Source organism: Luteolibacter luteus (genome assembly GCF_012913485.1).
Classification (GTDB): Bacteria; Verrucomicrobiota; Verrucomicrobiia; order Verrucomicrobiales; family Akkermansiaceae; genus Haloferula; species Haloferula lutea.
The window spans coordinates 1,201,001-1,227,999 of record NZ_CP051774.1 but is presented as its reverse complement, the minus strand read 5'-3'; the positions used below and the strand labels follow the sequence as shown (position 1 = coordinate 1,227,999).

The following is a 26,999-nucleotide window of genomic DNA, read 5'->3' as shown; positions in this document are numbered from 1 at the left end:
GATCAAGGCAGGGTGACCTTCAGCCTCGCGAACAAGATGCTGTTGCTTTCGTTGGCCACGGTGACCACGACGGTTTCAAGCCCGGGGCCGGGGCTATCCGGAGTGATCGTCACATTACCGCTGGAGCTGGCCGGGATCGCTACATCGGTCCATGCCGTGAGATTGGGTCCGTATTGGAAGACTTGCGTCGTGTCGCCTTTCGACTCGGTCCTGCGCACGAAGCTGAAGGAAAGATTGCCTCCTCCGTTGATCGTCGTCGGCAGAATTTGCGTGGACGAGGTGCCCGGTTGGCCGTTCAGCGCATATTCCATGAGATTGGAGATCCCATCCCAATCCGGATCGCCACTTGTGGAGTTGTCGGAAAGACCGGGAAATCCCGAAATCCAAGTGCCGTAGCCCGAGGCACCTGGCTCGTAGGAGAGCACGAGATTGTTCCCATCCACCGCCAGTGACCAAGTTCCGGTGCCGGCGAAGCCGCTTGCGTTCACTTGCCAGTTCCCAGCGCTCAGCCCCGCCGGAGCTGAATCGGCGCTTGCGATGACGAAATCTCGCGCGGTTTCACTGAAGTTGGTCAAGCCGGTGGCATCAACGTGAACCGTCAGCTTGTTGCCGCTCGTGGCGGTGATGCTCACGCTGGCGAAGTCAGCTGTGTCGTAGCCCGTTCCAGCCACCCCATTCCAATCGGCTATCTGTGCCGCGAAGGTCGAACCAGCAGCCAAGGTAAGCGAGGCACTTCCGCTTGCCGTGCCCACCGAGGTGCCAGGAGCCAGGGTGCCATTCACCGTCACCGGACCTGCGGTCACAAAACTGCCGCCCAACGTCGCGCCTGCGGCCACTGTGGTTGCCGTCTGAGCCAAGGTACTGTTCGCGACCAGCGTTCCCGCATTCACGTTGAGCGGACCCGTAAAGGAGGCGGGTTGCGTCAGGGTCAGGGTCCCTGCGCCAACCTTGGTCAGACCGCCGGTGCCATTCGATGCCAGTTCGCCGGCGGTGAGGGTGTGCTCGAGCAGCATCGCGGGCTCATCGAAACCACCCGCATCGAAGATGCAGAACAGGACGTCACCTGCCTGGTAGCCGGTGCCTGGACAGGTCAGGGTAATGCCGGTCACCACTCCATTGGTGACATTGGCGACTGCCATCGCGCCGCTGCCCGCACCGTCGGTACTGATGGTAACGATCGGTGCCCCGATATAGCCGCTGCCTCCATCGAGGGGCGGAACCGACAGGCTATCGCCGGGGAAGTAGATGCCGTTGTCGCTTTGTCCGTCGATTTGAGCGGCAAAGGTTGCGGCCTTCCCATCGGTATCGATGGTTACGCCGCCGCGGAACATTCGCACCCCGGTGAGCGAGCTGTTTACCAGCTCCACATTCTCCTCGCCGGCTTGGATCGTGCCGCCGTTCAGGTTTACGAGTGCCGTGGTGCCGGTGGCGGTCGTCGGGTGATAGATGCGGCCGTGAAGTTTCAGAGTGCCGCTATTCAGGTTCAGGGTGCCGGTGGAGTTGTTGGCATTGGCCAAGGTCAAGGAGCCGTCATTAGCACCGGTTGCGGTGCGGACTGTAGAGACCACGGCATTTCCACCCGCTGCCGTGCCAATGTTGATCGTGCCATTGCCACCGGCCTGGTCCCCCGCGATCATGCGGTAGTTTGCGATCGTGGTGGCGGTGCCGCCGGTGAAGGTCGCGATTCCCTTCGCGTTCGTGCCACCGATGGCAAACCACCGACCAGAGCTGAGCGAACCACCACTCTGGGTGAGCACTGCCGGTCCGTTCCAGCTCACCCGGATTCCGGAATCGGTAGGGGTAGACATGGTGCCGCCGCTCAACTCATAGGTCCCATAGCTGCCAACGGTATTCGCGAGCGTGAAATACTGGCCGGAGACAGAGTAGGTGGCCGTGCCGCCGCTCTGGCGAATCGCACCCGACCCGGGAGTGACGGCTCCAGTGCCGACCACCGGTGTGCCATTGAAGAGCAGGGTGCTGGTGCCGCCGATATCCAGCACGCCCTTTCCTTGGGCCGTACCTACTTCCAGCAGGCCGTTTGCCTTGGTCGACGCACCGGTGAAACTGAGCGTGCCGCCGCCCGTAACCGTGGTCGTTCCCGCGTAGGCATTGGTTCCGCTAAGTGTCAGCGAACCGCCGCGTACCTGCAAAGGTCCGGTGAAGGTATTGTTGCCGGAGAGCGCGATGGCATTGCTGCCGGTCTTGATCGCACCTACCGTGCCTGCCACCACCGAGGAGATCTCCGCATTCCCGGTGCCGCGAAGGCGTGTGACATTGGTTAAAGTGAGGGTATTTCCTTGGATCAGATAGCCCGGAGCATTGAACTCCAATACTCGCGCCGAGATTGCCTCGGAAAGCGTGATGGAGGAAGGTGTCCCGCTGCCAAAGCGAGCGACATCCGTGCTCGCGTTGTTCCATGCAAGGTCGGCGCCGTTATTCCAGTTTGCATTAATGGTGTCCCAATTGGCCCCGATGCTGCCGGTCCAGTTTTTCACGTAAGGCTGCGGAGTGGCAGGGAGGGGGATGTCGCCGGAACTGGTGGCTCGGGCGGTAGGAGTGGCGAAGTCTGAATCCCGGTGATCCAGCAAGGTCCAGGTGACTTCGTCGTTGCTGCCTTCGATCAGCCACCGCACCGGATCACGTTCGATCGCGTCATTGGCGGTGGTGAAGCGGTATCCATCGATCGTGGTCGGCTCGGAAAAGCTGAAGGTTACGGAACTGCGGAAGAAATCGAGCCACTTGGTGGTGTTTACTCCATCGATCAGGTTTGCCGAAGCCTCAGCCGCGGGAGTGCTGCCGCCCGTATTGCTTGTGATCGCGCCGGTGAATGAAACCGCCGCGCCAAGATGCAGGAACTGAAACTCCGCGAGCTGGATGCTGTTTGCGGTAGCGTCGTTCCGCAGCTTGATCGGAGTGAAGCGGTAATGCTGGAAGTTTGCTTCCGTGGCGGACGCCGCGCTGCAGCAGCAGGAGAGTGCGGCGAGAAGCAGTGTGCTTCTGCGGGAGGATCTCGGGGTTTGGGTCATGGGTCGTGTACGTAGTTCTTGCGTGAAACACGCTTTTCGAGCGTGCGAGAGGTCCTTCGCGGGAAATGACCGCGATATGGGAAGGGCCGCGGAAAGGGCGGCTCAGTTACTAGGAAGACCGTAGATCAGGTCGCGTCTGCGGCTTGCTATCGTAAGGGAAAGGGGAGGTTCGGGTTGGGTCCGGGAAAGTAGATCTCAGGGATAGTCGACGATCTTGACGGATAGGCGCTTCAGAGCGAGGTCGCCGCCGTCATCGTTCCAGATCACCAGCGAGGCAGGCATGGCGCGCATGCTCGCGGGGACTTCGGCAATGAGTTCGGATTGTGTGGATGTTCCGGCGTGGAGCGTGATTTTGCCTGCCAGTGCATCGTAGCGCACGGTAAGCTCGTTCTCCTGTAGCGCGGAAACTCCCGTTAAATCCGACTCCAGCCCGCGGCCCTCGTCGCGCAGGCGCCAGCGGTGGCCTTCACTCGCCCTGGCTTGCACGGAGCAGATCAGGGTGCCGTCTGCCGCTTTCAGCGCGATCTTCTCGATACCGCCGAGGCGAGTCTGCTTGTCCCAGATCCACGAGGGCTGGCGTGTGCTAAAGGACATCAGGACGACCTGACGGTGATTCGGCGAGCCATCAGGAAGGAAGGGTGCTTCCAAGATGCGGGCGCCACCGGAAGTATCCAGTTTTCCACCCCCAACCAAGGTGGGCTGCTTCTCGGACTTTACCTCCCAAGGGTTGCCGGTATCAGGCCTCTTCCCCTTGAGTTGGGTGTCCGGGGATTCACTGAAATCATCCTCGAAAACCATCGTTTCACCGGGGAGATCCTTGCGGAAATCGGTGACGGTCACCGGGTCCAAGCGCGTGTTTCCGCGATTCAGCCACGACGCGGAATCTCCAGCCTTGAGGGTCCACTTCCCCTTCTGATGGCCGCGGTCAACCTCGACGATGCCCTCCGTCACGTGAACCTCGCAGGATCCGCCCTCGGAGGCCCGAACCCCGAACTCGGTACCGATGTGACGGATCGTGGCACCGGCCGCTAGAACCTTGAACTTTGGCGCTCCCGTTGCCACCCGGAAGTAAACGCGCCCGCGCCGCAAATCGAGATCGCGCCCGTTTTCATCGAGGTAGATCGAGGCTGGTCCATCGATACAGGCGGTGATTTCCGGGCCGAGCTGGGCCACCACCACGCCATCTCGGACTTCGAGGCGTTGCTTCTTGCCCCAGTTCCCCTCGTTTACCGTCACGCCATCAATCAGGAAATAGCTGTCGGCAGAGCCGGAGACGGTAACCGGCGGTGCCTCCCGGTGAAGCATCAGCGGTAGAGCGGTGAGCAAGGCGATGAAGATTGCCGCCGCGGTGCCGCCCCAAATCCACCACGAACGCGCCCGGCGCGGAGGTTCCATCCCCGCGGCGAGCTGCGAGTGCATCGCCAGATGATCCGGCAGCTCGTAGTTGTCGACGAGCATTTGGTCGGTGCTCATCAGGGCGAAGTAATTCCGACGTGCTTCCGGATCTTCCAGCAGGACTTTTTCCAAGCGGGCGAAGTCGTCCTTCCCGATCGTCCCGTCGAGCAGCGCGTGGATCAGGTCCTCGGTTCCGTCGTCAGGCTTCATTGTTATCGGGGTAAAGTTGAAGTTCGATGCATCTCCGCAGGGAAGCGCGCAACTGGTGCAGGCGGGCCTTCAAGGTGCCGACGCTGCGCTGCGTGCTCAATGCCAGCGATTCGAGGGAGCCGCTGGTCCAGTATCGATGACGAAGGAGCTCCTCATCCTTTGGAGTCAGCTTGCGCAGGCAGTTGGTGAGGGCGTGGCGGCGCTCGGGCAGCTCATCGGAAAAGTCCGAGAACTCCGAGGCGAACATGTCCACCAGCTTGTGATCGAAGGCGACCAAGACGGAACGCCGTTGTTTCCGCATGTGGTTCTTCACCTCAAGCTGGGCGATCTGGAAGGCCCATGCCTTGAAGCTGCTCCCGGGCCGGTATTTCTCACGCTTCCGCCAAAGGACCATATTGACGATCTGGCGAATATCATGCGCCGCGTGGGCATCCCCGGCCAAGGCGCGGATGAAGTAGAAGAGATCGACCTGATGACGGGTCAATTCCTGCACGAATTCATCGATATTGTCTCCACCTTGGGTCATGGACCGACAGAGACTGCCGCTGTCTTTGGAAAGTTTAGTTCAGGATGAAGTTTTTTCTCCTAGGCTTTGAAAACCAGATCGATCGTGGCTCCCCCTTGGGAGGGGCTGGTTGCGGAGATTTCACCGCCATGGGCCTCCATGATCTTCCGGCAAAAAGCCAAGCCAAGTCCGCTGCCCGGAATGCCCCCGGAATTTTCAGCACGGAATCCGGACTCGAAGATCAAGGCAAGTTGGTCCCCGGGGATTCCCATTCCATTGTCCGTTACCCGGATCTTGGTGCTGTCCGGAGTTTGACTGGCCTCAATGCGGATTTTTGGCGCCTCTTCGCGCCGGTATTTGATCGAGTTTTCCAGCAGATTGATGAAGAGCTGAACCAACATGGTTCGATTCCCCCGGACTTCGGGAAGCGCTTCCGCTTCGATCCGTGCGCCAGAGCGCTCGATCAGGGGAGCGAGATTCAGGCGCGCGGACTCGATCACACCACTGAGGGGAACCACGCCCATTTCGCCTGAGACGCTTCGGACCATCGACTCCGCGTGAAGCTCCCGGACCAAGGCCTCCATCTGTCTCAGCGAAGCCAGGGCTTTGTCGAGGAGATGGGGAATCTGTTCGCTGTCGCCTCGTTGGATGGACTCCTTCGCCATCTCGGTGACGAAGACCGCACTGTTCAGCGGGTTTCTCAGGTCATGAGTTACCAACCCGGTGAAAGCGCTCAAGTCACGGTTGCTCCGCTCCAAGGCCTCTTCGGCATGCTTGGTGACGGTCAATTGTTCCTGAAGCATTGTATTGACCCGCTGAAGGCCCGGGAGTTCCAAGGCCTTTGGTGCCACGCGAAAAAGCGTGAAGACCGTGCACCAAGACACCAAAGCGGTGACGACCTTCATCAAGGCTGAGAAGCGGTAAACCGGCTCGTAGAAAATCACCGCCTCGATCAAGTGGGTACTACCGCAACTGAAAATAAAGGCGGCGAAGAGCCAGAAGAGGCGGGGGAAGGCGAGTTCCGAGCGTTTCACCCACCAGTAAGTGGCCAGCGCCAGGGGGATCATTGAATAGGCTCCCGCAATTGCCAGATCCGAAAGGATGTGGAACCAGCCATGGACCGGGCTCCAATTGCCGCAATTCCACCGAGCCGGAAAATCTGAAGTGTCAAAGAGTTGCCCGATCCCCGCCAGCGGACTGTCCATGGCTTTTCCCTGTCACCAAAGGGGCTAATTTTAAAGTATCAATTCTGCGGCTAAAGCAGTTGCAGAGATTCGCTGGCGAATACGGGGGTAAAATCGGACATTATCCGTTGGCAGCCCTTTGTCCGGGCTCGCTGACCCTGCGGAAACCAAAGGGCCTCCCCAAACTTGATCTCGCTAAAACGGTGACGGCGTCGTCCTTAAGTCGATAAAAACGAGGTTGATAGATCAATTTGCGTGTGGTAGCTATTTTGACCACTGAAAGCCAAGGCGTCGTATTTGGACCGTTTCTTCAGTGCACACTAGCGATGATGCCTTCCGGCATTCTGCGGAGGACTCCTCTCTGGTTCAGTTCTCCGTCTTGCTTTCGAGGTGAAGACCCGGGTTCCGGGAACTTGTGTCATACAGGAGATTTTGGAAATTATAGAAGTACTAGGTATTTCCTTTGTATTGCCATTCGAAATACCGAGTGCATTATTAAGCACTAAACCCAAACCGCCGTCGCGACGTAACCCTTATGACGATGCGTCAAGCATCGCCGGTACCCACCTGGAAAACCCAAACCCATGAGATCCAACCGTCGTTTTTCCTTTTGGAAAAGGATTCTAGACGCGAAGTCGCGCGGCTTCGCCCTCGTTATCAGCTTGTCCCTGATGGTCCTGCTTACCGTTCTGGCGGTGGGGCTATTGACCCTCAGCTCAGTTTCGCTGCGGTCGTCGAGCACCGAGGATGCCCAAGCTGAGGCCTACGGAAATGCGCGGCTGGCGGTCCTGATGGCCCTCGGTCAGTTGCAAAAGAACGCCGGGGATGACCGCCGGGTGACCGCAGATGCGTCTGTTTCCGATCAAGCGGCCCAGCCGAACTTGGTCGGAGCGTATACCTCTTGGACCCACAATTTCGTTTCCCAGCCCGACAAAACGATCTCCGGTGTGGTTTACACGACCCAGAAGGATACGTCCTTCCGGACTTGGCTGGTTTCCTCGCCGGATCCAATAGCGATCACCGACCGGAAGTGGGCGGAGAAGGGAGCCGATGCCAACTGGATCAAGCTCTTCACGCTGGATCAAAACGGATTCAACCTCGCGGCTCCGCCGATCGATACCGGGACCGGGTCTCTGGCATGGGCGGTGACTCAGGAAAACACCAAGGCAAAGGTGAATGTGGGTGGCCCTGATTCCTTGGCCGACCTGCCGAACAATGCGGTCCTGCAGGCTCAGCCGCGGCCTTCACTTGAAGGTGCGGAAGCTCTCAAGCAGCCGGACGGCCAGTGGAACGAGCGGTCCGGCAAGGTGATCTCCATGAATCAAATCCGCTTGGACGGCGATCTCATGAGTGACGAGACGAAGCTTCCGAGCGTCGGGAAGAGCTATACCGTCCACTCCGAAGGCCTGCTGACGGATACGGTAAACGGCGGACTCAAGGTGGACCTGAATCTTGGGTTCGAGCTTAGCGATAACCAGTTCGCGCAGTCCAAGCTCGATGATGTTCCCAATCCTTTCCGCGGATCGAAGGCCAAGGCGGGTTTCGCGGTGCCGAACTCCTTCAAGAGCCAGATGCCCCTGTTCCGCCCGCTGGCGAGCATGGATAATCCGATCGTGACCGCGATCATCCCCTACGATGTCGCCTCGGTTTCGGAGCGCTTCTATGGAGCAGCGGTTCCCACCTTTGATCACCTGCGCTCCTATTATCGCATTGCCCACGGGATGTATGGTAGTGCTGCATCTCCGACCGTAGCGGAGCGTGCGATCGACCACGCCGCGGCCACGCTGACGAATGCAGCGGGAACGAAGCCCTCTCCATCCCGTTCGGTGCGAGGAATCCGCTCGGTTACGGGGATCAAGCCGGTGCTCAACCGGATGGTTTATCTCCTGAGCGCCGCGGTGGGCTTTGACGGCAAGCCGCGATTGGTGATGACCCCGATCATCTCGTTGTGGAATCCTTATAATACGGCCTTGGAGATCGAAGGTGCCGTGGCCTATCCGTGGATCGATGTCCCGTTCCAAGTCAAATGGACCTTCACCAAGGGAACGACAACGAATGTGAAGGAGGCGGCGATGTCCCAGATCATGGGCAAGCAATTCCAATCCGTGGGTCACGGTCGTCAGATCAATCCCTACTTCCTGTGTCAGCTTACTGAAGGAGGAGGCAACGCCACCACGACGCCGATCCGTTTCGAGCCCGGTGAGGTCCGCGTGTTCGCACCTGCCAATCCGGATGTTCCAGTTCCCTTCGTTCGGGACAATAAATTGGACACCAAGGTGGTCCGGATGCGGCCGGTGAATGACGCCAATCAATTTACCACCAAGGGTGGACTGCAGGTTCCGATGAATCCGGGTGGTTTCGACTATGTCATGACAAGCGGGGAGACTGCACAGGTGGAAGTGCGCGAGAGCAGCACCGGTTCCTACCACTTCTTCATGACCTTGGAAGATGCCACCCGCATCAAGACCGCCGTTGACGAGAACGCTCAAGGCGGACAGGCGACGGGAGACGTGCAAATGCTCAATTTCGTCTCCACGGCGAACAAGGTGATTTCCCCGAACATTTCACTCACCGAGTTGCAGGCGGGAAAAGCGGTTCCCTTTGGCGTGCTGGAGTCCTTTCATCGCACTGCGATTGACAATGTCGGCGGCCAAGCGGTGGCGGACCTGGTCTACACCACGAACCCTCGCAATCCCTCGATCACGCACTTGCTTGCACCTGGCAACTTTAAGGCTGCGCCTCACTACCAGACTACGCTCCGGGCGGTGACCTCCTTTAACGGTGCTGTCCAGACGACGGGCGATGGACGCAATTCCTTCTGGGGAAATTCGCACACTGCCTCCGGCAAGTCGGTGTTGCCATTCTTCGACCTGCCGCGCCAGCCGATGCTTTCGCTGGCGAATTTCCAGAATGCGGACCTCGCGCCTTCACCCTATGCACCGGCAAACCAATTCGCAAACAGCTGGGCCTCTGCTTGGCTGGGCCGCAACCGCGCCGCCACCCGTATCCAGCCCTCGGGTGTCCAGTCTTCGGTGCCGGTCTATGATGTCTGTTTCCTGACGAATGAAGCCCTCTGGGATGGCTATTTCTTCAGCGGTGCCGCTCCGGAGCTTTCTCCAGGCACTCGCCCGAACATCGCCACGGCTTGGGACAATCCGGTGGCGCGTGAATCCCGCTCGCTCAAGTCGGTCGTCGAAAACTTCGTCGAAGATCCGATGAACAAGCCTCTCGCGAATCCCCGGATGCGCCTCTACCTTGGAGGCGCACAGGCTGAGCAATTGGCAGACGACCTTCTGGAACCCTCCGGCTGCGTGAAAATCGCCGGTCACCTGATGGTCGATGGAGCTTTCAATGTGAACTCCACCGATGTGGACGCTTGGACAGCGCTGCTTTCCGGCATGCGGGGCCAAAAGTTCGATCTGGATAGCGGGGGCTCAAGCCCATCCTCGGAAACTGCCTTCCCTCGCTTCCGCAATCCTTCCAAGGGAGCAGATGGGAACTGGAACGGTTTCCGCACTTTGAGCGACGGCCAGATCCGCGAGTTGGCGCAAAACATCGTGGATCAAGTGCGCCTTCGTGGTCCTTTCCTCTCGCTTTCAGAGTTTATCAACCGACGCATCGAGACCTCGGACCTCGGGCGCAGCGGTGCGATCCAATCCGCCATCGATAAGGCTGGCTTCAACACCGGCGCGAAGCAGGCGACCTTCCAAACGGTGAATTATCCGGCGGAAGCGCGGACTCACATCGTGAATGATACCGGAGTGGGCATTCCCGGCTACCTGACCCAGGCAGACGTGCTGCAGTCCCTGGCTCCCGTGATCACCTGTCGTTCGGATACCTTCACCATCCGTGGCTACGGTGAGGCCAAGGACAAGGACGGCAAGGTGCTTGCCCGCGCGTGGTGCGAGGCTGTGGTCCAGCGCGTGCCGGATTTTCTTGATCCGAACGATCCTTCCTATTCGGCGATTGCAGACCTCTCTCCGGTGAATCAGAATTTCGGGCGCCGGTTTGAGATTGTATCGTTCCGGCAGATCCCTCGGCCGGAAGCCCAACCCAAGAGCGCCGGGGCATAGACCGAAACCCTAGCAAGACTGACATGCCTTTGCACCGCCGATCCTCGTTTGCTACTGCAGTTCTCGCCCTGCTTCTTCTTAACGGTTCGCTTTCTGCCGCCCCTTTCCGTTTCCTTGCCTGGGATGATGCCATGGCAACGCGGAAGCTCGGGCTGAAGTACGGCGAGAAGGTGGAAGAGTTGAAGGGCCTACATCCGCTAAAACGCACCAAGGCAGTCAACGTGACGGGGGAGACCCCTCCGCAGATCGTTGCTCTCGACAAGAAGGATCCTCAGGGCAAGCCGCTCTCCGTCGACATCAAGCTGCCGGCCGATCTCAAGTCTCCCCTCGTCTTGATCATCCCCGATCCGAAGCATCCCACGGGTGTGCGGCCTTATGTCATCGAGGACAACACGGCCAACTTCAAGTGGGGCTCGATCCGCGTTCTCAATGCCACCGGCAAGGTGGCATTGATCAAGGTGGACACGAAGGTCGCAGAGCTGCCTTCTGTCTGGTCTCCGATCGACATCGATCCGGGCGGGACGACACGCAACGTGAGTGTGCAGGCGGCGATGAAGGACAAGCCGGCGAATGTGCTCTACTCCGCCGTATGGGAGCACAACGTTGACGTTCGCGAACTGGTAATCGTTGTGCCGTCAACAACTGGCGGCCCTGGCGAAATTGACTTCAAGGTGATCCCGGAGAACCGCAAGATCATCGAAGCGGAGGCGGCGGCAGAAGCGAAGGAGCGCTGAGGCTTACTCCGCGGAATCCGGGCCGGCATGAGTGATTCGATAGATCATGCCGGCACCGTCATCGCTGATGAGAATCGAGCCGTCCGGTCGTTCGAGTAGTCCGCAAGGACGACCGAACTGGCCGTCGCCTTCGATGAATCCGCTAAGGAAGTTCTCGAATGCGACGGGTTCGCCGTCCTTGAATCGCAGGCGCATCACGCTGTAGCCGGTCGGTTCTGCGCGATTCCATGACCCGTGGAAGGTCACCAGTGCGTCGCCGCTGAAGTCAGCGGGGAATTGCGCTTTGGAAGGAAAGAGCAAGGCCATGGGCGCGCTGTGGGCGGTGGCTGTTAGGATGCTGGGTTCGCAGGTCTTTGCATATTCCTCCCAAGTCATCCCTGTGGTTTCCTTGGGGTCGTCTTCGAGGTTCGGCTTCCCCTCTTCGTAAACGAACGGCCAGCCGTAGTTCATGCCCTCCTTTAGCTCGTTGAGCTCCTCTCTCTGAATCTCATCGCCCAGGTAGTCGATGCCATGGTCCATGCCGTAGAGCTTTCCGGTTTCGGGATGCCAAGCGAAACCGATCGTATTGCGGAGACCTTTCGCGAAGATGGTGCGCTTTCCTCCACGGGGATCGATTTTGAGAAGTGTGGCGCTTTCCGGATTGGGTTCAGCCGCGGAATTTGTCGTGCTGCCTACGGAAAGGAATAGTTCGCCCTTTGGGCTGAATGCCATCGTCCGGTTCGGGTGCTGGCCCGCATCGGGTAGGTCGTCGTAGAGCTTCTTCAATTCGCCGATGCTTCCCTCATCGCCAATTGTTGTCGTATAGACTTCCCGGATGGTCGTGAGAAAAAGCGTATCTCCTCTGACCGCGATACCGTGGATGTGTGGAAGCTTTAGAATCGAGCGGTTGCTTTCGGCCACACCGTCCTTGTTCGTGTCTTGCAACAGAAGGAGGTCGCCTTTCTCGCCCCGCCGCGTGACGTAGACTCCTCCGGCGGGAGAGTTTGCCATCATGCGTGGTGCCCCGAGATTCCGTGCGAAGACGGAGAGCTTGAAGCCATCGGCAAGCTTTAGCTTGCCGATGCGGGCTTCGCTCGCCTCAAGTTGCACCGGCCGGAAGATATTTCCCGTAATACTGGAAGTGGTAGGTTTCTCGGCGGCGGTGGCAAGCAGAGGGAAGAACAGGAAAGAAATGGAATGGCGCATGGAACCGGGTCTTTGCTCGCGGAATGCCAAAAAGAGGACCGGGTGGTTTTGTCGACTTTTGCGGACTCAATTCTCAGGAGGGTGCAAAAGTCCCTTGCGGACCAGTTGTTCGCGGCGGAAGGGTGCCTATTCCATGAAGAGCATGACGATTGATACTCCCGCGATTTCCTCCCTCGGCCGAAACATCCAGAGCGCCGCCGATCTTATTGAGCTCGGAATGTATAGGGAAGCGCTGGAGATCCTTGATCGCTTGCCGGAAGAGATGCGTCAGGCGAATGCTGCCAAGCGGGCCACCGTCAAGGCCGCTGCGGCTCTGGGCAAATGGCAGCGCGCTCTGGACCTGGCTCTTGCTCTTCGGCATGGCAATGAAGCAGACCGGAAAGAAGCGGCTAGTGCTTTCCACGCGTTGGCTGCAGAAGCCTGCAAACAGGGGCGGGATCAAGATGCGCGCAAATTGATCGCTGCAGCCGTCTCCACCCATGTGGAGGAACTCCCGCAGATCATGGCTGATGAACGATTTCCCCAGAAATTTCGCAATCACCTTGCCTGAGGATTACTTGCCCAGGGGATGCAGAATGCGGGTGCCATGAAGGAAATGCACGGGCTACGGCGGTCGAGGGAAGGCATCGGGCTCGCGCTCATTCCTCCCACTGGTCCCGCCACTTGGTATAGCCGGAGGATAAGATCAATCTACGCCGGACCGTGCGGTTCTCGCGAATAGGGGGGCGGCCTTCCGTTGCACGGAAGATCACAAGCTTGTAGCCGACGAGCGAGCCAGCGCTTTCGTTGAAAGCCAATTCGCCAAACCAGCAATTGCCATTCACGCATTCCAAGTCCCAGGCATGCTGGAGGTCCCAGCAGCCCAGTTCGCTACAATCGCCGATGACCGCCAGACGGTCTCCCGGCTGGGTTGGGGCTCCATTTACCAAGAGTCTGACGACGCTTTTGCCCTCAACGTGCGGGGCTTGTCTGGTGATCACGAGTGCCGCCTCGGCGCCTAGCTGGAGGGACGCCTTGTCTCCGCGAATTATCACCTTCTCCCCGCTGATCAGGCAGGTGTGCTCTCCGTCCGGGAAGTCTAGGTTTTCAACTTCAATCTTTCGTTCCGCGCCCTTGTTCAAGATTACCAGGCAGCGGCTCTCGCGATAGCGCCGCAGGTAAATATAAGTATTCTCGTCCACCCACTTCGTCCATTGGCCTCCGACTTGGATCGCTTGATTATGTCGGCGTTCAGTGGCGAGGATTCCGATCAGGCGGCGAGCCGGTGTTTCACCCCAGCATTCCATCATGGGGCGGTTGTATGGATCCTCCCCGCCCTCGGTGTCGTTATGCAGGTATTGTTCGCAGCCATAGTACAGGCAGGGAATGCCGCGCGAGGTGAGAAGAAGCACTAGCGCGAGTTCCAGCTGTCTATCGGATACGCCTTCTGATTGAAGGCGTGGCATGTCGTGGTTCTCGAAAAATGTCACCAACTCGGTGGGACAGGAATAGTTCGCGTCCTGATCAAGGATGGCCGTCAGTGCGGGGAAACCCTGCTCGGTGGTGAAACTGAGACGAGCGCCGAGGCAGAAGCCGAAATCAAGGATGCTCATTCCGGCTGAGTTGGCGAATTCAACCGACTTCTGGTTCTCCGGATGACTATTGATCCACTCGCCGAATCGAAAAACGTTGGGATTCACCGCACCGATGTCAGAGGTGAACTCCTGCCAGAACCAGAGGGGCATATGCTTGACCGTGTCGATGCGCAGGGCATCCACGCCTTTTCCGATCCACATTTTAACCGCTTCCTTGATGTGGTTTCGATAGCGGATGTTATTCTCATTGAAGGTTGCCAAGCCACCGATCTCACAGTTCTGGACCTGCCACTCGTCGTGCCAGTCCGTGGTGGTCCCGTAGTGGTGATACCAGTGGTCTTCGTCGTGATCGAAGTCGGCGATCAGCTTTCCGTCATCGTAGAGCTTTCCCTTGCCCTCCCCCGTTTCTGGGGAGCTGTGGTTACAGACAATATCGAGTATAAAGCGCATGTCGTGCGCGTGCATCTCCCGGAGCAGCGAGTCGAAAACGGTATCATCGCGTGTAAAGAGCCGCTTTTCGGAGGGGTCGTTCATCCAGCGTGGATTGATCCGCTTGAAATCGCTGGTCCAGTAGCCATGGATCGGGGCTCGCGGCGCGGAGTCCCCCGTTGTCATCGCGCGGACCTGCTCGAAAAGGGGAGTAGTCCAAATGGCGGAAACGCCAAAGGAGCGGAGATAGTCGAGCTGGTCTATCAGGCCTTGAAGATCACCGCCCCAGTATTTGTTCCACTCCAGGTGAGTGGAGTCGAACATGTCGTCTGGTTCGATACGCTGCTTGTCCGGCGTGCCGATGGCGAAGCGGTCTAGGACCAGAAAGTAAATCGTTTCGCAGCGGAATTCTACATCTGAGTCGGCGATGACATCCAATTCCTGCTTGAGGCCTTCCATAAAAGGGGAAAGTTTGGCGGGCGAGGAGACGCGGAGTTTGCCTCGCCCGCCGAATTTGGCGAATCGATCAATGCTTTGCCATGGCGTCCTGCGCCGCAGGAACGATCTCCTCGGCAACGGTGGTCAAGATCTTGTCCGTTTCGCCCTCTTCATCGAGAGTGGTTTGGAGCAGGCTGCCCACTTCATCGAGGCCCAGAGCTTTCGCCAAAGTTCGGGCGCAACCGTAGCCGGCGATTTCATAGTGCTCCACCTTTTGGGCCGCGGTGATAAGGCCGAGATCGATAATGTTCGGATCGCCCTCCTCCTTCAGGATCTCGCTGCCTTCCTCCACAAGTCCCTGCATTGCTTTACAAGCTTTGCCGCGGGGTGAGCATTCAAGAAGCTCGGCGATTTCCTCGAGACGGACGACGTGTTGCTGGGTTTGCTTCAAGTGCGATTCGAATGCCTGCTTGAGTTTCTGGTTGGTCGCAGCCTTCGCCATCTTCGGAAGGGCTTTCACAAGCTGGCCCTCCGCACTGTATAGATCTTTAATCTCTTGGACGAGTAAGTCTTGGATTGAGGTGAGTTTGGACATGGTGATGAGGATTCGTTTCAGGAGCTGATGCCCCGGGACCTTCGTCCTCGCAAATTGTGTGCCGGTCTAGGCACGGAGGAAGGGCCAGAGGCTTCCGGTCATGTCCCCAGCGTCGCCGGTCCGCAGGCACAGCAAGATGCCTTCAGCGGATGCAGATTGCATGTGCTGACTTTCTCCGGCGGAGCAAAGCGACCTGCATTCCATGGGTTCTCCGGGTGATCGTTTCCGGCACGCTTGATGCGGATCTTTTCATGGAGGAAGTAATGAACATCTGTAATCCGATCGACCTCTTCTTTGACCAGTTGAGGGATATTTGCAGTGTGGAATCCCAAGTCATCCTCACCTTGCCTGACCTGGCTGAAAGGGCGGACAGCACAAACCTGCACCGCTGGCTGGTAAGTCACGAGGAGAAGGCTGTGCACCAGAAAGAATCAGTGATCTCGATCTTCGAACGTCATGGGAAGAACCCCTGCGGAGACATCTGCAAAGCGATGAAAGGTCTTATTGACGGTGGCAATGAGCATCTGGCCAAGACTTGCGATACGGTTGTTCGCGACTTGCTGCTGGTCGCTCATTGTAACCGCATCAAGTATTATGAAATCGCGGCCTACGGGTTTGCAACCGACCTGGCGGGAAGTATTGGCCTTTCATGGGACCAGCAGGAGCTTGCGGCGATACTTGAGGAGGAAAGGAAATCCATTCGGGCCCTTACCGGGATAGCAGCGGGGCTCTTCGGCGCGAGAATATGAGAACGACGATGAAACATCCAATTCGCGACTACGGATTGAGCATTCTTCTACTCGTGTTGTTTCTGCTTTTTTGGGTCGGACAAGCATGGGCGGGTTTCCATGTCCACAATCAGGAAGCATTGCTTCATGGAGGAGAGGTGGCTTCCTTCACAAGGTACCTTGCCAGCGGTCATTTCTGGCAGGCGACGGCGGAAAACTGGGAGAGCGAGTTCCTCCAGATGGGAGCTTACGTGATTCTCACTACCCGGCTCTTCCAGAGAGGGTCGGCAGAATCGAACGATCCCGATAGGGCACAAGAACTCACTGCGAAGCGTGCGAGGAAGCGGAGGAGCTGGCTCTATAGGAACTCACTCTCATTGGCATTTCTTACGCTCTTCGTGATTGCTTTCCTGATGCATGCGGTCGGTGGGCTTGCAGAGATGAATGAAGAAAGGAAGGAGCACGGCGAGGCGGCCGAGACTCTCGTGGAATTTCTCGGTGATGCCGAGTTTTGGTTCCAGTCATTCCAAAATTGGCAGAGCGAGTTCCTGGCCGTTCTGTCGATCGTCGTGCTCAGCATTTTTCTCAGACAGGACGGATCTCCGGAGAGCAAGGATTTGGATGATCCGGACTGGAAGACCGGAGCTTGAATCAAACCTGCAATGAGACATGGATGCCGAACTACAGCGCTACATTAATGATCACCTGGCCGGTGCGTCGGGTGCAATCGACCTGATCCGGAGTCTAGTGGAGACATCGGAGGAGCCAGAAGAGAGCCATTTCTTTCGGGAGTTGGAGATCAAGGTCGAGAGGGATCGCGACCTCTTGAAAGGATTGCTGGAGAAGATGGGGCGCAGCAGCAGCACTCTTCTGGAAATCGCGGGCAATCTCAGCAGTAAGGCAGGGCGCCTGAAGTTGATGTGGGAGGGATTAAAGCCGGGCGAGCTCGGGCGATTTGAAGCCATGGAGATGCTCGCAATCGGGATCCAAGGCAAGCGCCTGCTCTGGGTGATGCTTGGTGAACTTGCTCCATGGATTCCGGAGTGGGAAGGGATTGTTTTTTCCGATCTGGAGCTCGATGCCATCTCGCAGCGGGATGCAGTGGAGGCGCGGCGGATCGAGTCGGGGCTCGACGGGCTTCTCGACGTAGAGCGCGGAGCCCGAAAGGGAAGGATTCAATCGAGGATGGAGACGTTGTGACGAGACTGGAGAACGCATGAAGGCGGCCTTGCTCTTGATCGATGTGATCAATGACATGGAGTTTCCCGAGCGCGAGAAGCTTCTTAAACATGCCATACCCGCGGCAGGGAAAATTGCAGCACTGCGGAAGCGTCTTAAGGCGGCGGGAGTTCCAATCATTTATGTGAACGACAATTTCGGGCGATGGCAGTCCGACTTCCAGTCCCAGATCCAGCGTTGCATCGGTGCGGGATGTCCGGGAAGGGCGGTAGCAGGCCCACTCGTGCCGGAGAAGGATGATTACTTTGTGCTGAAGCCTAAGCACTCCGGCTTTTACTCCACGTCACTCGATGTGCTGTTGCAGTTCCTAGGCGTGGACACCTTGATTTTAACGGGATTTACCGCGGACATTTGCGTGCTCTACACGGCGAATGATGCGTATATGAGGGATTTTTCGCTGATCGTCCCCTCTGACTGTGTGGCATCAGAAACCCTGTCAGGAACCCGGGCGGCTTTGCAGCATATGAAGACCCGATTGCGGGCTCGGGTGCTTGCTTCGCGGTCGATTCGGGTGAACTAGGAGACTCGTCTTACGCCCGCGCCATGCGGCGCGTGGGAATATAGGTGTCCAGCACCTGGATCTCTTTGGGGTATCCCTCATAGTCGTCGCGAACGCAAAATTCGCGGGAACTAACCCCGAGATCCCTCACTTCGCAGTAGCGGAGCAGCTTCCATCCGCCTTCGTCCCCGAGGACGTAACAGTAGAGAACAAACGAACCGGTCCGGACTGCATTTCCGAGCACGTAGGGCTCTGCGACGACGTATTCTCCGCGACGAAGGAATTCGATCTCTCTTCTTAGCGAGATTGCGCGGCGGATTTGATCAAGCGTTGCATAGGGTGCCTTTCCGTTTGGTAGGGCCAAGACGGATTTCTCCTCTCCGACGCTTTGATTCATTGAAAGTCCTTAATCGCTTCATGCACTTATGCAATTGGCACCTTCTAGTCGAAATCCTTAGATTTCTCTGGGGTCTCATCGAAACATTTGTTTTGTGACTAGCGGGGAGAGCTGCGGCCCTCGGATTGGGAGCAGTCGTCTCCCACATAGGGGTCGAGTCCGATGTGGGCCCTCAAACTTTCCTCCAGGCTGACGAGGGCTTCCGATTCTGGAAAAGGATTTACGGCCGTATTGGGATCTCCCGAGACGGCTGCAACATGCGCTGCCTGCTGGAGTTCCAAGACGCAACGAGCGGATGGGCTTTGCAGCCAATCGATCTTTGCCAAGTCCATGGGATAGCGGTCGCGGAGGAAGGTTTCCGCTGCGGTGTGCTGGGGACCTACGAGCGTTCGTGAGTTAAGTATGACATTCACGCCTACAAAGTGTCCACGATCCATGCGAGGTCAAATGGCGTGGTGAAGATCGTTCATGATGCAACGACCGACTTGGAAATGCACGATTACGCTTGGTCCTATGCCTACATTGACCCTGAATAACTCTGGTTTTGCAGGGGCTCGAGATTCGGCATGGCTCCAGCGATAGGAGGTGCATGTCCGACCCCTTTGAGCCGGTAGAACTTCACGGCAAATGCGTGCTCATTGCGGGCGGAACGACCGGAGCCGGGTATGCGATCGCGCGTTTGTTGGCGGCGCAGGGCTGCCGCGTCTATGTCTGCGGGCGGGACGCCGAGGATCTTCAGCGAGCGCTGCAATCGATTCGCGATGAAGGTGGAGAAATCCATGGCTGCAATGTGGATCTCGAAGGGAGCGGGGGAATCGAGCAACTGTTCTCGGATGCGGATGCCTGGCTGGGTGGCCTGGATATTGCAATCATGTGCGCGGGGTTGGCTTCCCATGGAAAACTGGAGGAAATGAGTCATGAGGAATGCAGGCGCGTGGTGAAGGTGAACCTTCTTTCCGTGATCGGATGTTCCTTGGAAGCGATGCGCCGGATGGCGGGAAAGCGGGGCCAGATCGTAATGATCGGCTCTTTGAGCGCCGAGGTGTTCGATGGCGAAGCTGCGGTGTATACCGCGACAAAATGCGGCGTGAGGGGCTTCGCCTCTTCCCTGCGGAAGGAGGCTAATCCGGCCGGGGTGCGTGTGGCCCTGATCGAGCCGGGATCGATTGGCACGGATATGGTGGATGAATCCGCCGTGGAGCAGCGGCGGATGCAGGAGGAAATGAAGATGCTGCGGCCCGAGGATATCGCGCGTAGTGTGCTCCATGTTTTGATCCAGCCACCGCTTTGCGATGTGATCCAGTTGCAGGTGCGGCCTCATCTCCAACTTATTTGAACCATGACCTTCGAACACGACCGGATCGTTCTGGCGCCTCCAGACATCGATCTGGAGAGATCCCCGCTGCGCGGCGCGGACCTAGGGGAGACGTTTGTCCTGGGTACTCTCAATCCGGGTTTCACGCGGCTTCCCAATGGCAATCTTCTCATGATGGTGCGGATTGCCGAAGCGCTGCGTGAGCCGATCCGCGGCGACCACATCCACGCGATCCGCTGGTGTCCTAACGAGGGCTTTGTGACGGATGCCTATGAGCTTGCGACGGTCGATGCGAGTGACCCGAGGAAGTTCCGGTTGCTGGCCCATACCTCAAGGGTAATGGCGCTGACTTCCTTGTCCTGGCTCCTGCCGGTTGAGCTGGATGCCGCGGCGGAGAAGGTCGTCCAGGTTCACTACGACAAGGCAATAATTCCTGGGGCGAGCTATCAGGAGTATGGGATTGAGGATGCACGGATCTCCCGGATCGGGGATCGCTGGTACATGACCACCTGTTCGGTAAGCGCGGAGCGCCATTCCACGACACTCTATACTTCGGAGAACGGCTTGGACTACGTGCTGCAGGGAGTCATTCTCGATCACCAGAACAAGGACATGCTTTTCTTTGAAGGTATGCCGGCCGGGAAATTTCATGCGCTTACCCGGCCGCTAGGTGATCTCTACTTCGCCTATCCTCCGGGGAGCACCTATGAGGCGGGGCCTTCGATCAATCTGGCGAGTTCTCCGGACGGACTTCACTGGAAGCCGGCGGATACGCCTTTGATCCGGCCACGGCGCGGGTCTTCTTCGGTGTTGCGGATCGGTGGGGGTGCGCCGCCGGTGCTTACCCCGAACGGGTGGCTGATGCTCTATCATGGGGTGCAGCCCGGGACGATCGTGGGGACCTACCGGACCTTCCATGCTTTCCTGGATAGCGAGATGCCGTCCAAGGTGCTGGCGATCGATGATGAGATGCCACTCCTCGAGCCGCGGCCAGAACTGAGCGATCCGTGGTCGGAACTGAGCTATTTGCAGGGCGTGGTTTTCACCACGGGAATTGTCGAGGATGACCATGATTACATTGTGGCGTCGGGTGAGGATGATCTCCTCTGCCGCATCACTTTCATCCCGAAATCCGTCTTTGAACCGGCAGGATCATGAATCGGGAACGGATTGGTTACGGCCTGATCGGTTGTGGTGGCTTCGGCCGCTTCTGCCTTGGCGAGTATCGAACGATGCCGGATCTCCGTTGCGTGGCAGTAACGGACCGGGACCCAGAACTGCTTCGCAGCACTGCGGGGGAATTCGGAGTGGAGGCGATCACGGAGGTGGAAACTTTGTTGAAGCACCCGGATATCGACATCGTTCACCTTGCCACGCCGCCGTTCACGCATCCCGCTCTTGCCATGCAGGCGCTCCAGGCGGGGAAGCATGTGCTCTGCGAGAAACCGCTGGCTTTGAAAGAGGCCGATGCCAAGGCGATGGTGATGATGGCCGAAGCCCAAGGGAAGGTACTCGCGGTAAATCTGATCATGCGCTACAACCCGCTCTGCGCCGCGGTGCGGCGTTTGGTAGAAAGCCAGCTTCTGGGGGATCCCTTGCACGCCACGCTGGTGAACGCGGCGCAGGATGAGCGTTTGCCTGCGGAGCACTGGTTCTGGGATCCGGAAAGCAGTGGCGGCATCTTCATCGAACACGGCGTGCACTTCTTCGATCTCTTCGAGTGGTGGTTCGGTGCGGGAGAGGTTGTTTCGGCCGTACAGCTGAGACGTCCGGGTAGCAAGATCGTGGATCAAGTGCAGTGTAGCGTCCGCTACGGGGAATCGACACTCGGCACTTTCTATCATGGCTTCCACCAGATGCACCGGCGAGACCGCCAGACATGGCTGCTCGTGTTCGAGACCGGCACCGTTTCGCTAGATGGATGGGTTCCCACGGATCTGGTGATCGACATGCATGGAAGCCAGAGGGAGTTGGAGGAGGCGGGAGCTTTGATCCCCGGTAGCTCGGTCGAAGTGGTACAAACCTATGCCGATGACGAGCAGGTATCGAGAAGCCGTCACCGTGTGCGGACGGTGGAGGTTCATGGACGCATCAGGGCCGATGCCGGATGTTCGAAGCTGGAGCTCTATGGCAAGATCCTGCGTGATCTGATGGAGGATCAGGTTGCCGCGATTCGAGATCCACGTCATGTGAGGAGAGTTACCGAATCGAATGGCGTTTCATCCCTCGCGTATGCCTTGAGGGCACAGGAACTGGCCGAGGCAAGTGGATAGGGAGACTCATTCGACTTCCTTCATTTCTCCCAAGGTTCCCCACTTTCCATCGCCTCCCTGCATCTGCAATTGGTGGGGTGAACGGGTTCCCTTGTCGGGAATGAAGAGTTTCAGGCCGGTGTTTCCCTCGCGGGTGATCTCGCTGCCCGAGACGCCATAGAGCCGGATGCGCCGTGTGACCTTGTAGATGTTCACCGAGCCGGAAGGCTGACGCTCGGTCCAGGTGTCCGCGGAGCGAGCCCAGATCCGTTTGCCTGGATCATCGTGGAGATAGAGGAATGAGAAGCCCGCCGGACTGCGATTCACAGGATCGGGTGGAGACGGCTGAAGAGACAGGAACTCAGGGTAGCGGCGCAACGAGGCAAAGCGGGCATCATCCTTGAAACTGTCCATGGCCGGATAATCATCTTTCATCGCCAGCTTCAGTGCTTCGCATGCCTTGATGGCGCAGTCGCGGGCGATGTCCGGATGATCACCCAAAAGCGGCACGATGGCAGCGAGCTGTAACGCACTATACTCGCACTCCCCCCATGCGGAGTCCAAGAGACTGTTGAACTCGATCGCACTATTGGCGGCCGAGATCGCATCGCCAGCGTGGACGCTCGCAGAGGCATGCTTTCCTAAGAGGTTCTTCAGTTCCGAACGGAAGAGGGGGGTGCTAGGACCCAGGCGTGCGGCTTGCCTGATGCTAGCCACTCCCTGAGTGAACTCTGAAACGGCCCCCGTGTGATCCAACCTGTCCTGGAGGATTTCCCCAAGCCGGTCGTGAGAAAGGCCTTCAAAGCGGGCATAGTCGGGGATGCGGGGATGCTCTGCATGAAGCTTCCGAAAGATGAGGAGCGCTTCCTTAAAGAGAGACTCGGCTTCCGGTTCCCGAGCCATCCCCAGAAGGCAGTCTCCTTGCACTTGCAGCACGCTTCCCAAGGCTTGCCGGTGAGCCGGTAGCTCGGGAAGCTCCGCGACCACGCTGCGATGGAACTCCGCCGCACGCTTGAAAAGGCTCAGGGCCTCCTCCCTTCGTCCGCGGAGCACAAGTTGGTTTCCGTAAAGGTTCGCCGTCTTTGCCCAGAAGCTGCGGATGGCCGCTTTGTTCGGGAACTCGGCCATCGCCTTCTCAAAGGCGGAGAGTGATTGTCGGAAGAGCGCCTCCGGACGGGTGAAGTCCTCTCCCAGCGAGGCTGCTGCGGAATTTGCCTGAGCCACCGCGAGCTGCACGCGGAGTGTAAGCGTGGATTTTCCCGCGGCAGAGAGTTCTTCGAAAGTTGCCAAGGCCCGATCAAGCGACTTCTCGCTTTCCGATTCCATCTTCTGGCGATCCTGAACGACAGCCAGATTGATCATCATGCTCGCCCATGCTTCCGCATGGTCAATGTTGGCAGGGAATTGCTCGCGCAGGCCCTCCAGAATCGAAATCCCGCGCTGAAGGATCGGGATGGCTTCTGCCGCGTTGGTGAGGGGGCCGAAATTGTTGCAATGGAGTGCCAGCGCCTCCCGGTAAGCGACATTTCCCGGAGATTCAGCGAGCAGCTTTTCATCGAGCATGATGGCTTCGCGAAAGCTCGCGATCGCCCGGTCGCTCTGTCCCAGCTCATCGTAGAGGGTCGCCAGACTCCCTAATGCCTGGGCCTTGTCGTAGCGCAGGGCGGGGTCCTCCGCCGAGCTTTTGGCGAGTTCCTCGTAGAAGGGAATCGCTGTTTCCAAGAGCTCCTTCCTCAGGACATAGAAGTCCGCTTCCCTCAAACGGGGATGATCCGAGACCTGACTCAGATACTTCTCCACGGCTTGGCGGGCGCGGTCGAAATTGGCCTGGGATTGGAGGCGGTTTTTCTCGGAGGAGATGCGTGCCTGCCGGGCCTCCGCGGCCTGCCAGAGGCTCACGATGCTCCCGGCGATCAAAGCCGCGGTAACGAGCCCGCTGGTGATCAGCGCGCCTTTCTGGCGGCGGGCAAACTTCGAGAAACGATAGACCAGGGTGGGGGCGGCCGCGCTGACCGGCTCGCTGTCCAGGTAGCGCCGGAGATCGGCGGCCAATGCATTGGCGGTCCCATAGCGATGGCGACGGTCTTTCTCCAAGGCCTTCATGGTGATCCAATCCAGATCACCCCTGAGGATCTTGCGAAGCTTTGCCGGCTCGGTGCCCCGTGCCGTTGCCACCTGGAGGGCCGAGGGAGCTTGCGGATGAACCGTGCTGCTCGGCTTCGGTGGCTCCTCGACGCGGATACGGCGCAGGGTTTCTTCGTAGCCGGGAAACTCCGGACCGAGCGGCGTACGGCCGGCGAGAAGCTCGTAGAGAATGACTCCGAGGGAGTAGATGTCGCTGCGGGTATCGACATCGGCGGCACTGCCCGTCTGCTCCGGACTCATGTATTGGGGCGTGCCCATGAAAGAGCCGATCCGCGTACGGGTGAGCTGATCCTCGTGCGGGGTGGAAAGTGCCTTCGAGATGCCGAAGTCGATCACCTTGGGGACCGGCTTTCCATCGATCTCGGAGACGAGAATATTGGAAGGCTTGAGGTCGCGGTGCAGGATCGCCTTCTGGTGGGCATGCTGGACTGCCTGGCAAATCGGGATGAAGAGCTCAAGACGCTGCCTCACCGATAAATTGCGAGAATTGCAGTAGGTGGTGAGAGGGATGCCCCGCACCAATTCCATCGCGAAAAAGGGCCGCCCGTCCGCTGCCGTTCCTGCGTCGAGAACGGCGGCGATGTTCGGGTGATCCATCATTGCCAATGCCTGGCTTTCGGCCTCGAAGCGCGCGATCACCTCCTGGCTGTCCATGCCGAGCTTGATCAGCTTGAGCGCGATCTCCCGATGGATAGGCTCGACCTGCTCCGCGCTCCACACCGAGCCGAAGCCGCCCTCTCCGAGCAAGGAAACCAGACGGAAGTGGGAGATGTAGTCTCCCGGGTGGTCCATGCGCTCGTTCCGCTTCGGCCGCAGGCCCAAGTCGAACAGGCTGCTGGCGGAGTCATCCGAGAGCACTTGATCGAGGGCCTTGCTGAGGAAGTCCGGAGACATCGGGGCTATGGAATCACAAACGGGGGGCGGGGGAAGAGGATACGGTGAGGCGCCCCGTTTTCAATGGCGGGCAGGTCGTCGATTTTGAGGACTTTGTTCGTGGGTTTTTGCTCCGAGATTGAGCTTGGGAAAGGCTGTTTACGGGTGCCTGTTATGCCTGTTAAAACAGGGGAAATAACAGGCGGATCGGGACAAATTGGGGTCGGAGAAAGGGATGAAATCGGGCGCAGAAAGGAGAGACATGGGGGGAGTCTGCCAGAGCAGCGGCCTCGCTGGAATTTCTCCCGGTGGTCCCCGCTGCGGGGCTTGCGCATGGTCTGCCGTTGGTTGGGATAGGGAGCGCCTAAAGGTGGAACTACGTGCGAAAGGTTCTAGAAGGCGAAGCAATCACAGCCGGAGCCCCACAGCTGTGAAAGGCCTGTGGTATTTGCCTGCGCCTTGTGGCTGGAGCTCGAGGATGGGCCCATACGGCCATCCCAGAGCGGAGCGCCGTACCCCCCGAAGGTTTTGACGGGAGACCAGTCCGGGAGGATAGGGATCGGTGCGGTATCGTGTTCGCGGAAATCGCCAGCGGCATAGACGATTTTTCCATCGACCATGGTGAGGACCGATTGGAGGTCGCGAATGCGGTCTTCCGGGACCGTGAGATAGTCCTCGCTGGTCACAACCAGATCCGCCAGCTGTCCGGGAGCGATCATTCCCTTGGTGCCATCTTCTCGCGAGAACCAGGAGCTGCCGACCGTGTAAAGTCCCAGTGCTTCCTCGCGGCTCATGCGGTTCGCCTCAGGATAGAGTTCCAATCCGCCGAGAGTGCGGCCGGAAACGAGCCACCACAGGGAATTGAAGGGATTGTAGTTCGCGACGCGGGTGGCATCGGTGCCGGCTCCGACCGGAATGCCCTTTTCCAGCATCCTCCGCACGGGTGGCGTGCGCTCCGCTGCCTTCGCACCGTAGCGATCGACAAAGTATTCGCCTTGGAAGGCCATGCGGTGCTGGATGGCGATGCCGCCGCCCATGGCCGCCACGCGATCGAGGTTGCGATCACTGATGGTTTCGCAGTGATCGAGGAACCAATGCAACTGGTTGATAGGTGCCTCCCGATTGACCCGCTCAAAGACATCGAGGAAACGCGAGATGCTTTCGTCGTAGGTAGCGTGGAGGCGGAAAGGCCAGCCATTCGAGGCGAGAGCCATCACCACGTCTTCCAGTTCGTCTTCCAAGGAAGGGGCCAAATCGGGCCGTGGTTCGAGGAAGTCCTCGAAATCGGCTGCGGAGAAGACGAGCATCTCGCCTGCACCATTCATCCTGAAGAAAGCATCGCCCTCTCCAGGCTTGGTCATCTTCATCCAGCGGGCGAAGTCCTCTTTCTCCTGCTTTGGCTTCTGCGTGAAGAGATTGTAGGCGATGCGCACGGTCATCTCGCCACGCTCATGGAGGTGGCGGATGATCTCGTAGTCTTCCGGGTAATTCTGGAAGCCGCCTCCGGCATCGATGCAACTGGTGATGCCGAGGCGATTCAGCTCACGCATGAAATGGCGCGTGGAATTGACCTGATGCTCCGGCGGAAGCTTCGGCCCCTTCGCGAGCGTCGCGTAAAGGATCATCGCATTCGGCCGGGCGATGAGGAGGCCCGTGGGATTTCCATGCTTGTCACGCTGGATCTCGCCGCCCGGAGGATCGGGCGTGTCTTTCGTGTAGCCGCAGGCCCGGAGAGCGGCGCGATTCAGCAGGGCGCGGCAGTAGAGGTGGAGGATGAAGACGGGTGTGTCCGGAGCGGCTTCGTTCAATTCATCCAGGGTCGGCATGCGTTGCTCGATGAACTGGAACTCGCTCCACGATCCGACCACGCGCACCCATTGGCCCGGTGGTGTGGCGTGCGCTTGGATCTTCAACATCCGCATGGCATCGGCGAGCGAGGGGATGCCATCCCAACGCAGCTCCATATTGTAATTCAGGCCTCCGCGAATGAGGTGGAGGTGGGAATCGTTTAGCCCGGGAATGACGCGGTGGCCCTTGAGATCGATCACCTTTGTGCCGGGCCCGGCCTGGAGGTCGCCTTCGCCGCCGGTCGCGAGGATCTTGCCGTCTTTGATAGCGACTTCGCTGGCGTGCGGGCGGATGGGGTCAAGCGTGGTAATCTTGCCGTTTTTGAGAATGAGATCTGGATGGTTCATGGTCGCAC

General features: G+C 58.6%; 21 protein-coding genes. 10 read left to right on the top strand and 11 right to left on the bottom strand.

Annotation, left to right across the window (positions count from 1 at the left end):
* Positions 1–2 precede the first annotated feature (2 nt).
* The 4 genes from HHL09_RS04985 to HHL09_RS04970 form a co-directional block, all read right to left on the bottom strand.
* Positions 3–3,026 carry an autotransporter-associated beta strand repeat-containing protein gene (locus HHL09_RS04985; protein WP_169453374.1) on the bottom strand — a complete coding sequence of 1,008 codons (3,024 nt, stop codon included), beginning with the start codon at positions 3,024–3,026 and terminating at the stop codon, positions 3–5.
* Between the two features lie 195 nt (positions 3,027–3,221).
* Entirely contained in the window at positions 3,222–4,631 is a 1,410-nt protein-coding gene (locus tag HHL09_RS04980; protein WP_169453373.1) for a FecR domain-containing protein, read from the bottom strand.
* Complete coding sequence (locus HHL09_RS04975) at positions 4,621–5,157, bottom strand: sigma-70 family RNA polymerase sigma factor (protein WP_169453372.1); 537 nt, start codon at positions 5,155–5,157, stop codon at positions 4,621–4,623. Before HHL09_RS04975 ends, HHL09_RS04980 begins: the two co-directional genes overlap by 11 nt.
* Before the next feature lie 59 nt (positions 5,158–5,216).
* Positions 5,217–6,341 (bottom strand): sensor histidine kinase, encoded by a 1,125-nt coding sequence (locus HHL09_RS04970; protein ID WP_484508632.1) that lies wholly within the window; start codon positions 6,339–6,341, stop codon positions 5,217–5,219.
* A gap of 563 nt (positions 6,342–6,904) precedes the next feature.
* Between HHL09_RS04970 and HHL09_RS04965 the strand changes: the two genes are divergently transcribed.
* The gene (locus HHL09_RS04965; RefSeq protein ID WP_169453370.1) at positions 6,905–10,393 is read left to right on the top strand and encodes a hypothetical protein; all 3,489 of its coding nucleotides are present in this window, start codon (positions 6,905–6,907) and stop codon (positions 10,391–10,393) included.
* Positions 10,394–10,524: 131 nt separating this feature from the next.
* Entirely contained in the window at positions 10,525–11,127 is a 603-nt protein-coding gene (locus HHL09_RS04960) for a hypothetical protein (RefSeq protein ID WP_169453369.1), read from the top strand.
* Positions 11,128–11,130: 3 nt separating this feature from the next.
* Here the strand turns inward: HHL09_RS04960 and HHL09_RS04955 are convergent, their stop codons facing one another.
* Positions 11,131–12,312 carry a PQQ-dependent sugar dehydrogenase gene (locus HHL09_RS04955; RefSeq protein WP_169453368.1) on the bottom strand — a complete coding sequence of 394 codons (1,182 nt, stop codon included), beginning with the start codon at positions 12,310–12,312 and terminating at the stop codon, positions 11,131–11,133.
* 133 nt (positions 12,313–12,445) lie between these two features.
* On the opposite strand from HHL09_RS04955, the gene HHL09_RS04950 reads away from it, so the two are divergent.
* Positions 12,446–12,862, top strand: a complete 417-nt coding sequence (locus HHL09_RS04950; protein ID WP_169453367.1) for a hypothetical protein — start codon at positions 12,446–12,448, stop codon at positions 12,860–12,862.
* A gap of 88 nt (positions 12,863–12,950) precedes the next feature.
* Here the strand turns inward: HHL09_RS04950 and HHL09_RS04945 are convergent, their stop codons facing one another.
* Both HHL09_RS04945 and HHL09_RS04940 read right to left on the bottom strand, forming a co-directional pair.
* The gene (locus HHL09_RS04945) at positions 12,951–14,774 is read right to left on the bottom strand and encodes an alpha-amylase family glycosyl hydrolase (protein WP_169453366.1); all 1,824 of its coding nucleotides are present in this window, start codon (positions 14,772–14,774) and stop codon (positions 12,951–12,953) included.
* 67 nt (positions 14,775–14,841) lie between these two features.
* Positions 14,842–15,348 (bottom strand): ferritin-like domain-containing protein, encoded by a 507-nt coding sequence (locus HHL09_RS04940; protein WP_169453365.1) that lies wholly within the window; start codon positions 15,346–15,348, stop codon positions 14,842–14,844.
* 215 nt (positions 15,349–15,563) lie between these two features.
* Between HHL09_RS04940 and HHL09_RS04935 the strand changes: the two genes are divergently transcribed.
* Genes HHL09_RS04935 through HHL09_RS04920 form a run of 4 tightly spaced genes read left to right on the top strand, consistent with a single transcriptional unit; the run spans position 15,564 to position 17,835 of the window.
* Entirely contained in the window at positions 15,564–16,097 is a 534-nt protein-coding gene (locus HHL09_RS04935) for a DUF892 family protein (protein ID WP_169453364.1), read from the top strand.
* 8 nt (positions 16,098–16,105) lie between these two features.
* Complete coding sequence (locus HHL09_RS04930; RefSeq protein ID WP_169453363.1) at positions 16,106–16,726, top strand: DUF6766 family protein; 621 nt, start codon at positions 16,106–16,108, stop codon at positions 16,724–16,726.
* 19 nt (positions 16,727–16,745) lie between these two features.
* Positions 16,746–17,276: a hypothetical protein gene (locus HHL09_RS04925; protein ID WP_169453362.1), complete on the top strand. Its 531-nt coding sequence runs from the start codon at positions 16,746–16,748 to the stop codon at positions 17,274–17,276.
* Positions 17,277–17,292: 16 nt separating this feature from the next.
* Positions 17,293–17,835 (top strand): cysteine hydrolase family protein, encoded by a 543-nt coding sequence (locus tag HHL09_RS04920; RefSeq protein WP_169453361.1) that lies wholly within the window; start codon positions 17,293–17,295, stop codon positions 17,833–17,835.
* Between the two features lie 10 nt (positions 17,836–17,845).
* On the opposite strand, the gene HHL09_RS04915 is transcribed toward HHL09_RS04920, so the two are convergent.
* Entirely contained in the window at positions 17,846–18,211 is a 366-nt protein-coding gene (locus HHL09_RS04915; protein WP_169453360.1) for a hypothetical protein, read from the bottom strand.
* 98 nt (positions 18,212–18,309) lie between these two features.
* Positions 18,310–18,624 (bottom strand): hypothetical protein, encoded by a 315-nt coding sequence (locus HHL09_RS04910; RefSeq protein WP_169453359.1) that lies wholly within the window; start codon positions 18,622–18,624, stop codon positions 18,310–18,312.
* A gap of 176 nt (positions 18,625–18,800) precedes the next feature.
* Here HHL09_RS04910 and HHL09_RS04905 point away from each other — a divergent pair, with 176 nt between their 5' ends.
* Genes HHL09_RS04905 through HHL09_RS04895 form a run of 3 tightly spaced genes read left to right on the top strand, consistent with a single transcriptional unit; the run spans position 18,801 to position 21,799 of the window.
* The gene (locus HHL09_RS04905; protein WP_169453358.1) at positions 18,801–19,547 is read left to right on the top strand and encodes an SDR family oxidoreductase; all 747 of its coding nucleotides are present in this window, start codon (positions 18,801–18,803) and stop codon (positions 19,545–19,547) included.
* Between the two features lie 3 nt (positions 19,548–19,550).
* Positions 19,551–20,684, top strand: a complete 1,134-nt coding sequence (locus HHL09_RS04900) for a glycoside hydrolase family 130 protein (protein WP_169453357.1) — start codon at positions 19,551–19,553, stop codon at positions 20,682–20,684.
* Entirely contained in the window at positions 20,681–21,799 is a 1,119-nt protein-coding gene (locus tag HHL09_RS04895) for a Gfo/Idh/MocA family protein (protein WP_169453356.1), read from the top strand. Before HHL09_RS04900 ends, HHL09_RS04895 begins: the two co-directional genes overlap by 4 nt.
* A gap of 6 nt (positions 21,800–21,805) precedes the next feature.
* Here the strand turns inward: HHL09_RS04895 and HHL09_RS04890 are convergent, their stop codons facing one another.
* Positions 21,806–24,817 carry a serine/threonine-protein kinase gene (locus HHL09_RS04890; protein WP_169453355.1) on the bottom strand — a complete coding sequence of 1,004 codons (3,012 nt, stop codon included), beginning with the start codon at positions 24,815–24,817 and terminating at the stop codon, positions 21,806–21,808.
* Positions 24,818–25,188: 371 nt separating this feature from the next.
* Positions 25,189–26,991, bottom strand: a complete 1,803-nt coding sequence (locus HHL09_RS04885) for an amidohydrolase (RefSeq protein ID WP_169453354.1) — start codon at positions 26,989–26,991, stop codon at positions 25,189–25,191.
* Positions 26,992–26,999: the final 8 nt, after the last annotated feature.

Coding starts and splice junctions, on each gene's coding strand:
- HHL09_RS04895 (WP_169453356.1), top strand. CDS start 20,681: ATGAATCGGGAACGGATTGGTTACGGCCTGATCGGTTGTGGTGGCTTC.
- HHL09_RS04930 (WP_169453363.1), top strand. CDS start 16,106: ATGAAACATCCAATTCGCGACTACGGATTGAGCATTCTTCTACTCGTG.
- HHL09_RS04965 (WP_169453370.1), top strand. CDS start 6,905: ATGAGATCCAACCGTCGTTTTTCCTTTTGGAAAAGGATTCTAGACGCG.
- HHL09_RS04980 (WP_169453373.1), bottom strand. CDS start 4,631: ATGAAGCCTGACGACGGAACCGAGGACCTGATCCACGCGCTGCTCGAC.
- HHL09_RS04955 (WP_169453368.1), bottom strand. CDS start 12,312: ATGCGCCATTCCATTTCTTTCCTGTTCTTCCCTCTGCTTGCCACCGCC.
- HHL09_RS04960 (WP_169453369.1), top strand. CDS start 10,525: ATGGCAACGCGGAAGCTCGGGCTGAAGTACGGCGAGAAGGTGGAAGAG.
- HHL09_RS04900 (WP_169453357.1), top strand. CDS start 19,551: ATGACCTTCGAACACGACCGGATCGTTCTGGCGCCTCCAGACATCGAT.
- HHL09_RS04970 (WP_484508632.1), bottom strand. CDS start 6,341: ATGGACAGTCCGCTGGCGGGGATCGGGCAACTCTTTGACACTTCAGAT.
- HHL09_RS04920 (WP_169453361.1), top strand. CDS start 17,293: ATGAAGGCGGCCTTGCTCTTGATCGATGTGATCAATGACATGGAGTTT.
- HHL09_RS04945 (WP_169453366.1), bottom strand. CDS start 14,774: ATGGAAGGCCTCAAGCAGGAATTGGATGTCATCGCCGACTCAGATGTA.
- HHL09_RS04950 (WP_169453367.1), top strand. CDS start 12,446: ATGAAGAGCATGACGATTGATACTCCCGCGATTTCCTCCCTCGGCCGA.
- HHL09_RS04940 (WP_169453365.1), bottom strand. CDS start 15,348: ATGTCCAAACTCACCTCAATCCAAGACTTACTCGTCCAAGAGATTAAA.
- HHL09_RS04890 (WP_169453355.1), bottom strand. CDS start 24,817: ATGTCTCCGGACTTCCTCAGCAAGGCCCTCGATCAAGTGCTCTCGGAT.
- HHL09_RS04925 (WP_169453362.1), top strand. CDS start 16,746: ATGGATGCCGAACTACAGCGCTACATTAATGATCACCTGGCCGGTGCG.
- HHL09_RS04885 (WP_169453354.1), bottom strand. CDS start 26,991: ATGAACCATCCAGATCTCATTCTCAAAAACGGCAAGATTACCACGCTT.
- HHL09_RS04975 (WP_169453372.1), bottom strand. CDS start 5,157: ATGACCCAAGGTGGAGACAATATCGATGAATTCGTGCAGGAATTGACC.
- HHL09_RS04985 (WP_169453374.1), bottom strand. CDS start 3,026: ATGACCCAAACCCCGAGATCCTCCCGCAGAAGCACACTGCTTCTCGCC.
- HHL09_RS04905 (WP_169453358.1), top strand. CDS start 18,801: ATGTCCGACCCCTTTGAGCCGGTAGAACTTCACGGCAAATGCGTGCTC.
- HHL09_RS04915 (WP_169453360.1), bottom strand. CDS start 18,211: ATGAATCAAAGCGTCGGAGAGGAGAAATCCGTCTTGGCCCTACCAAAC.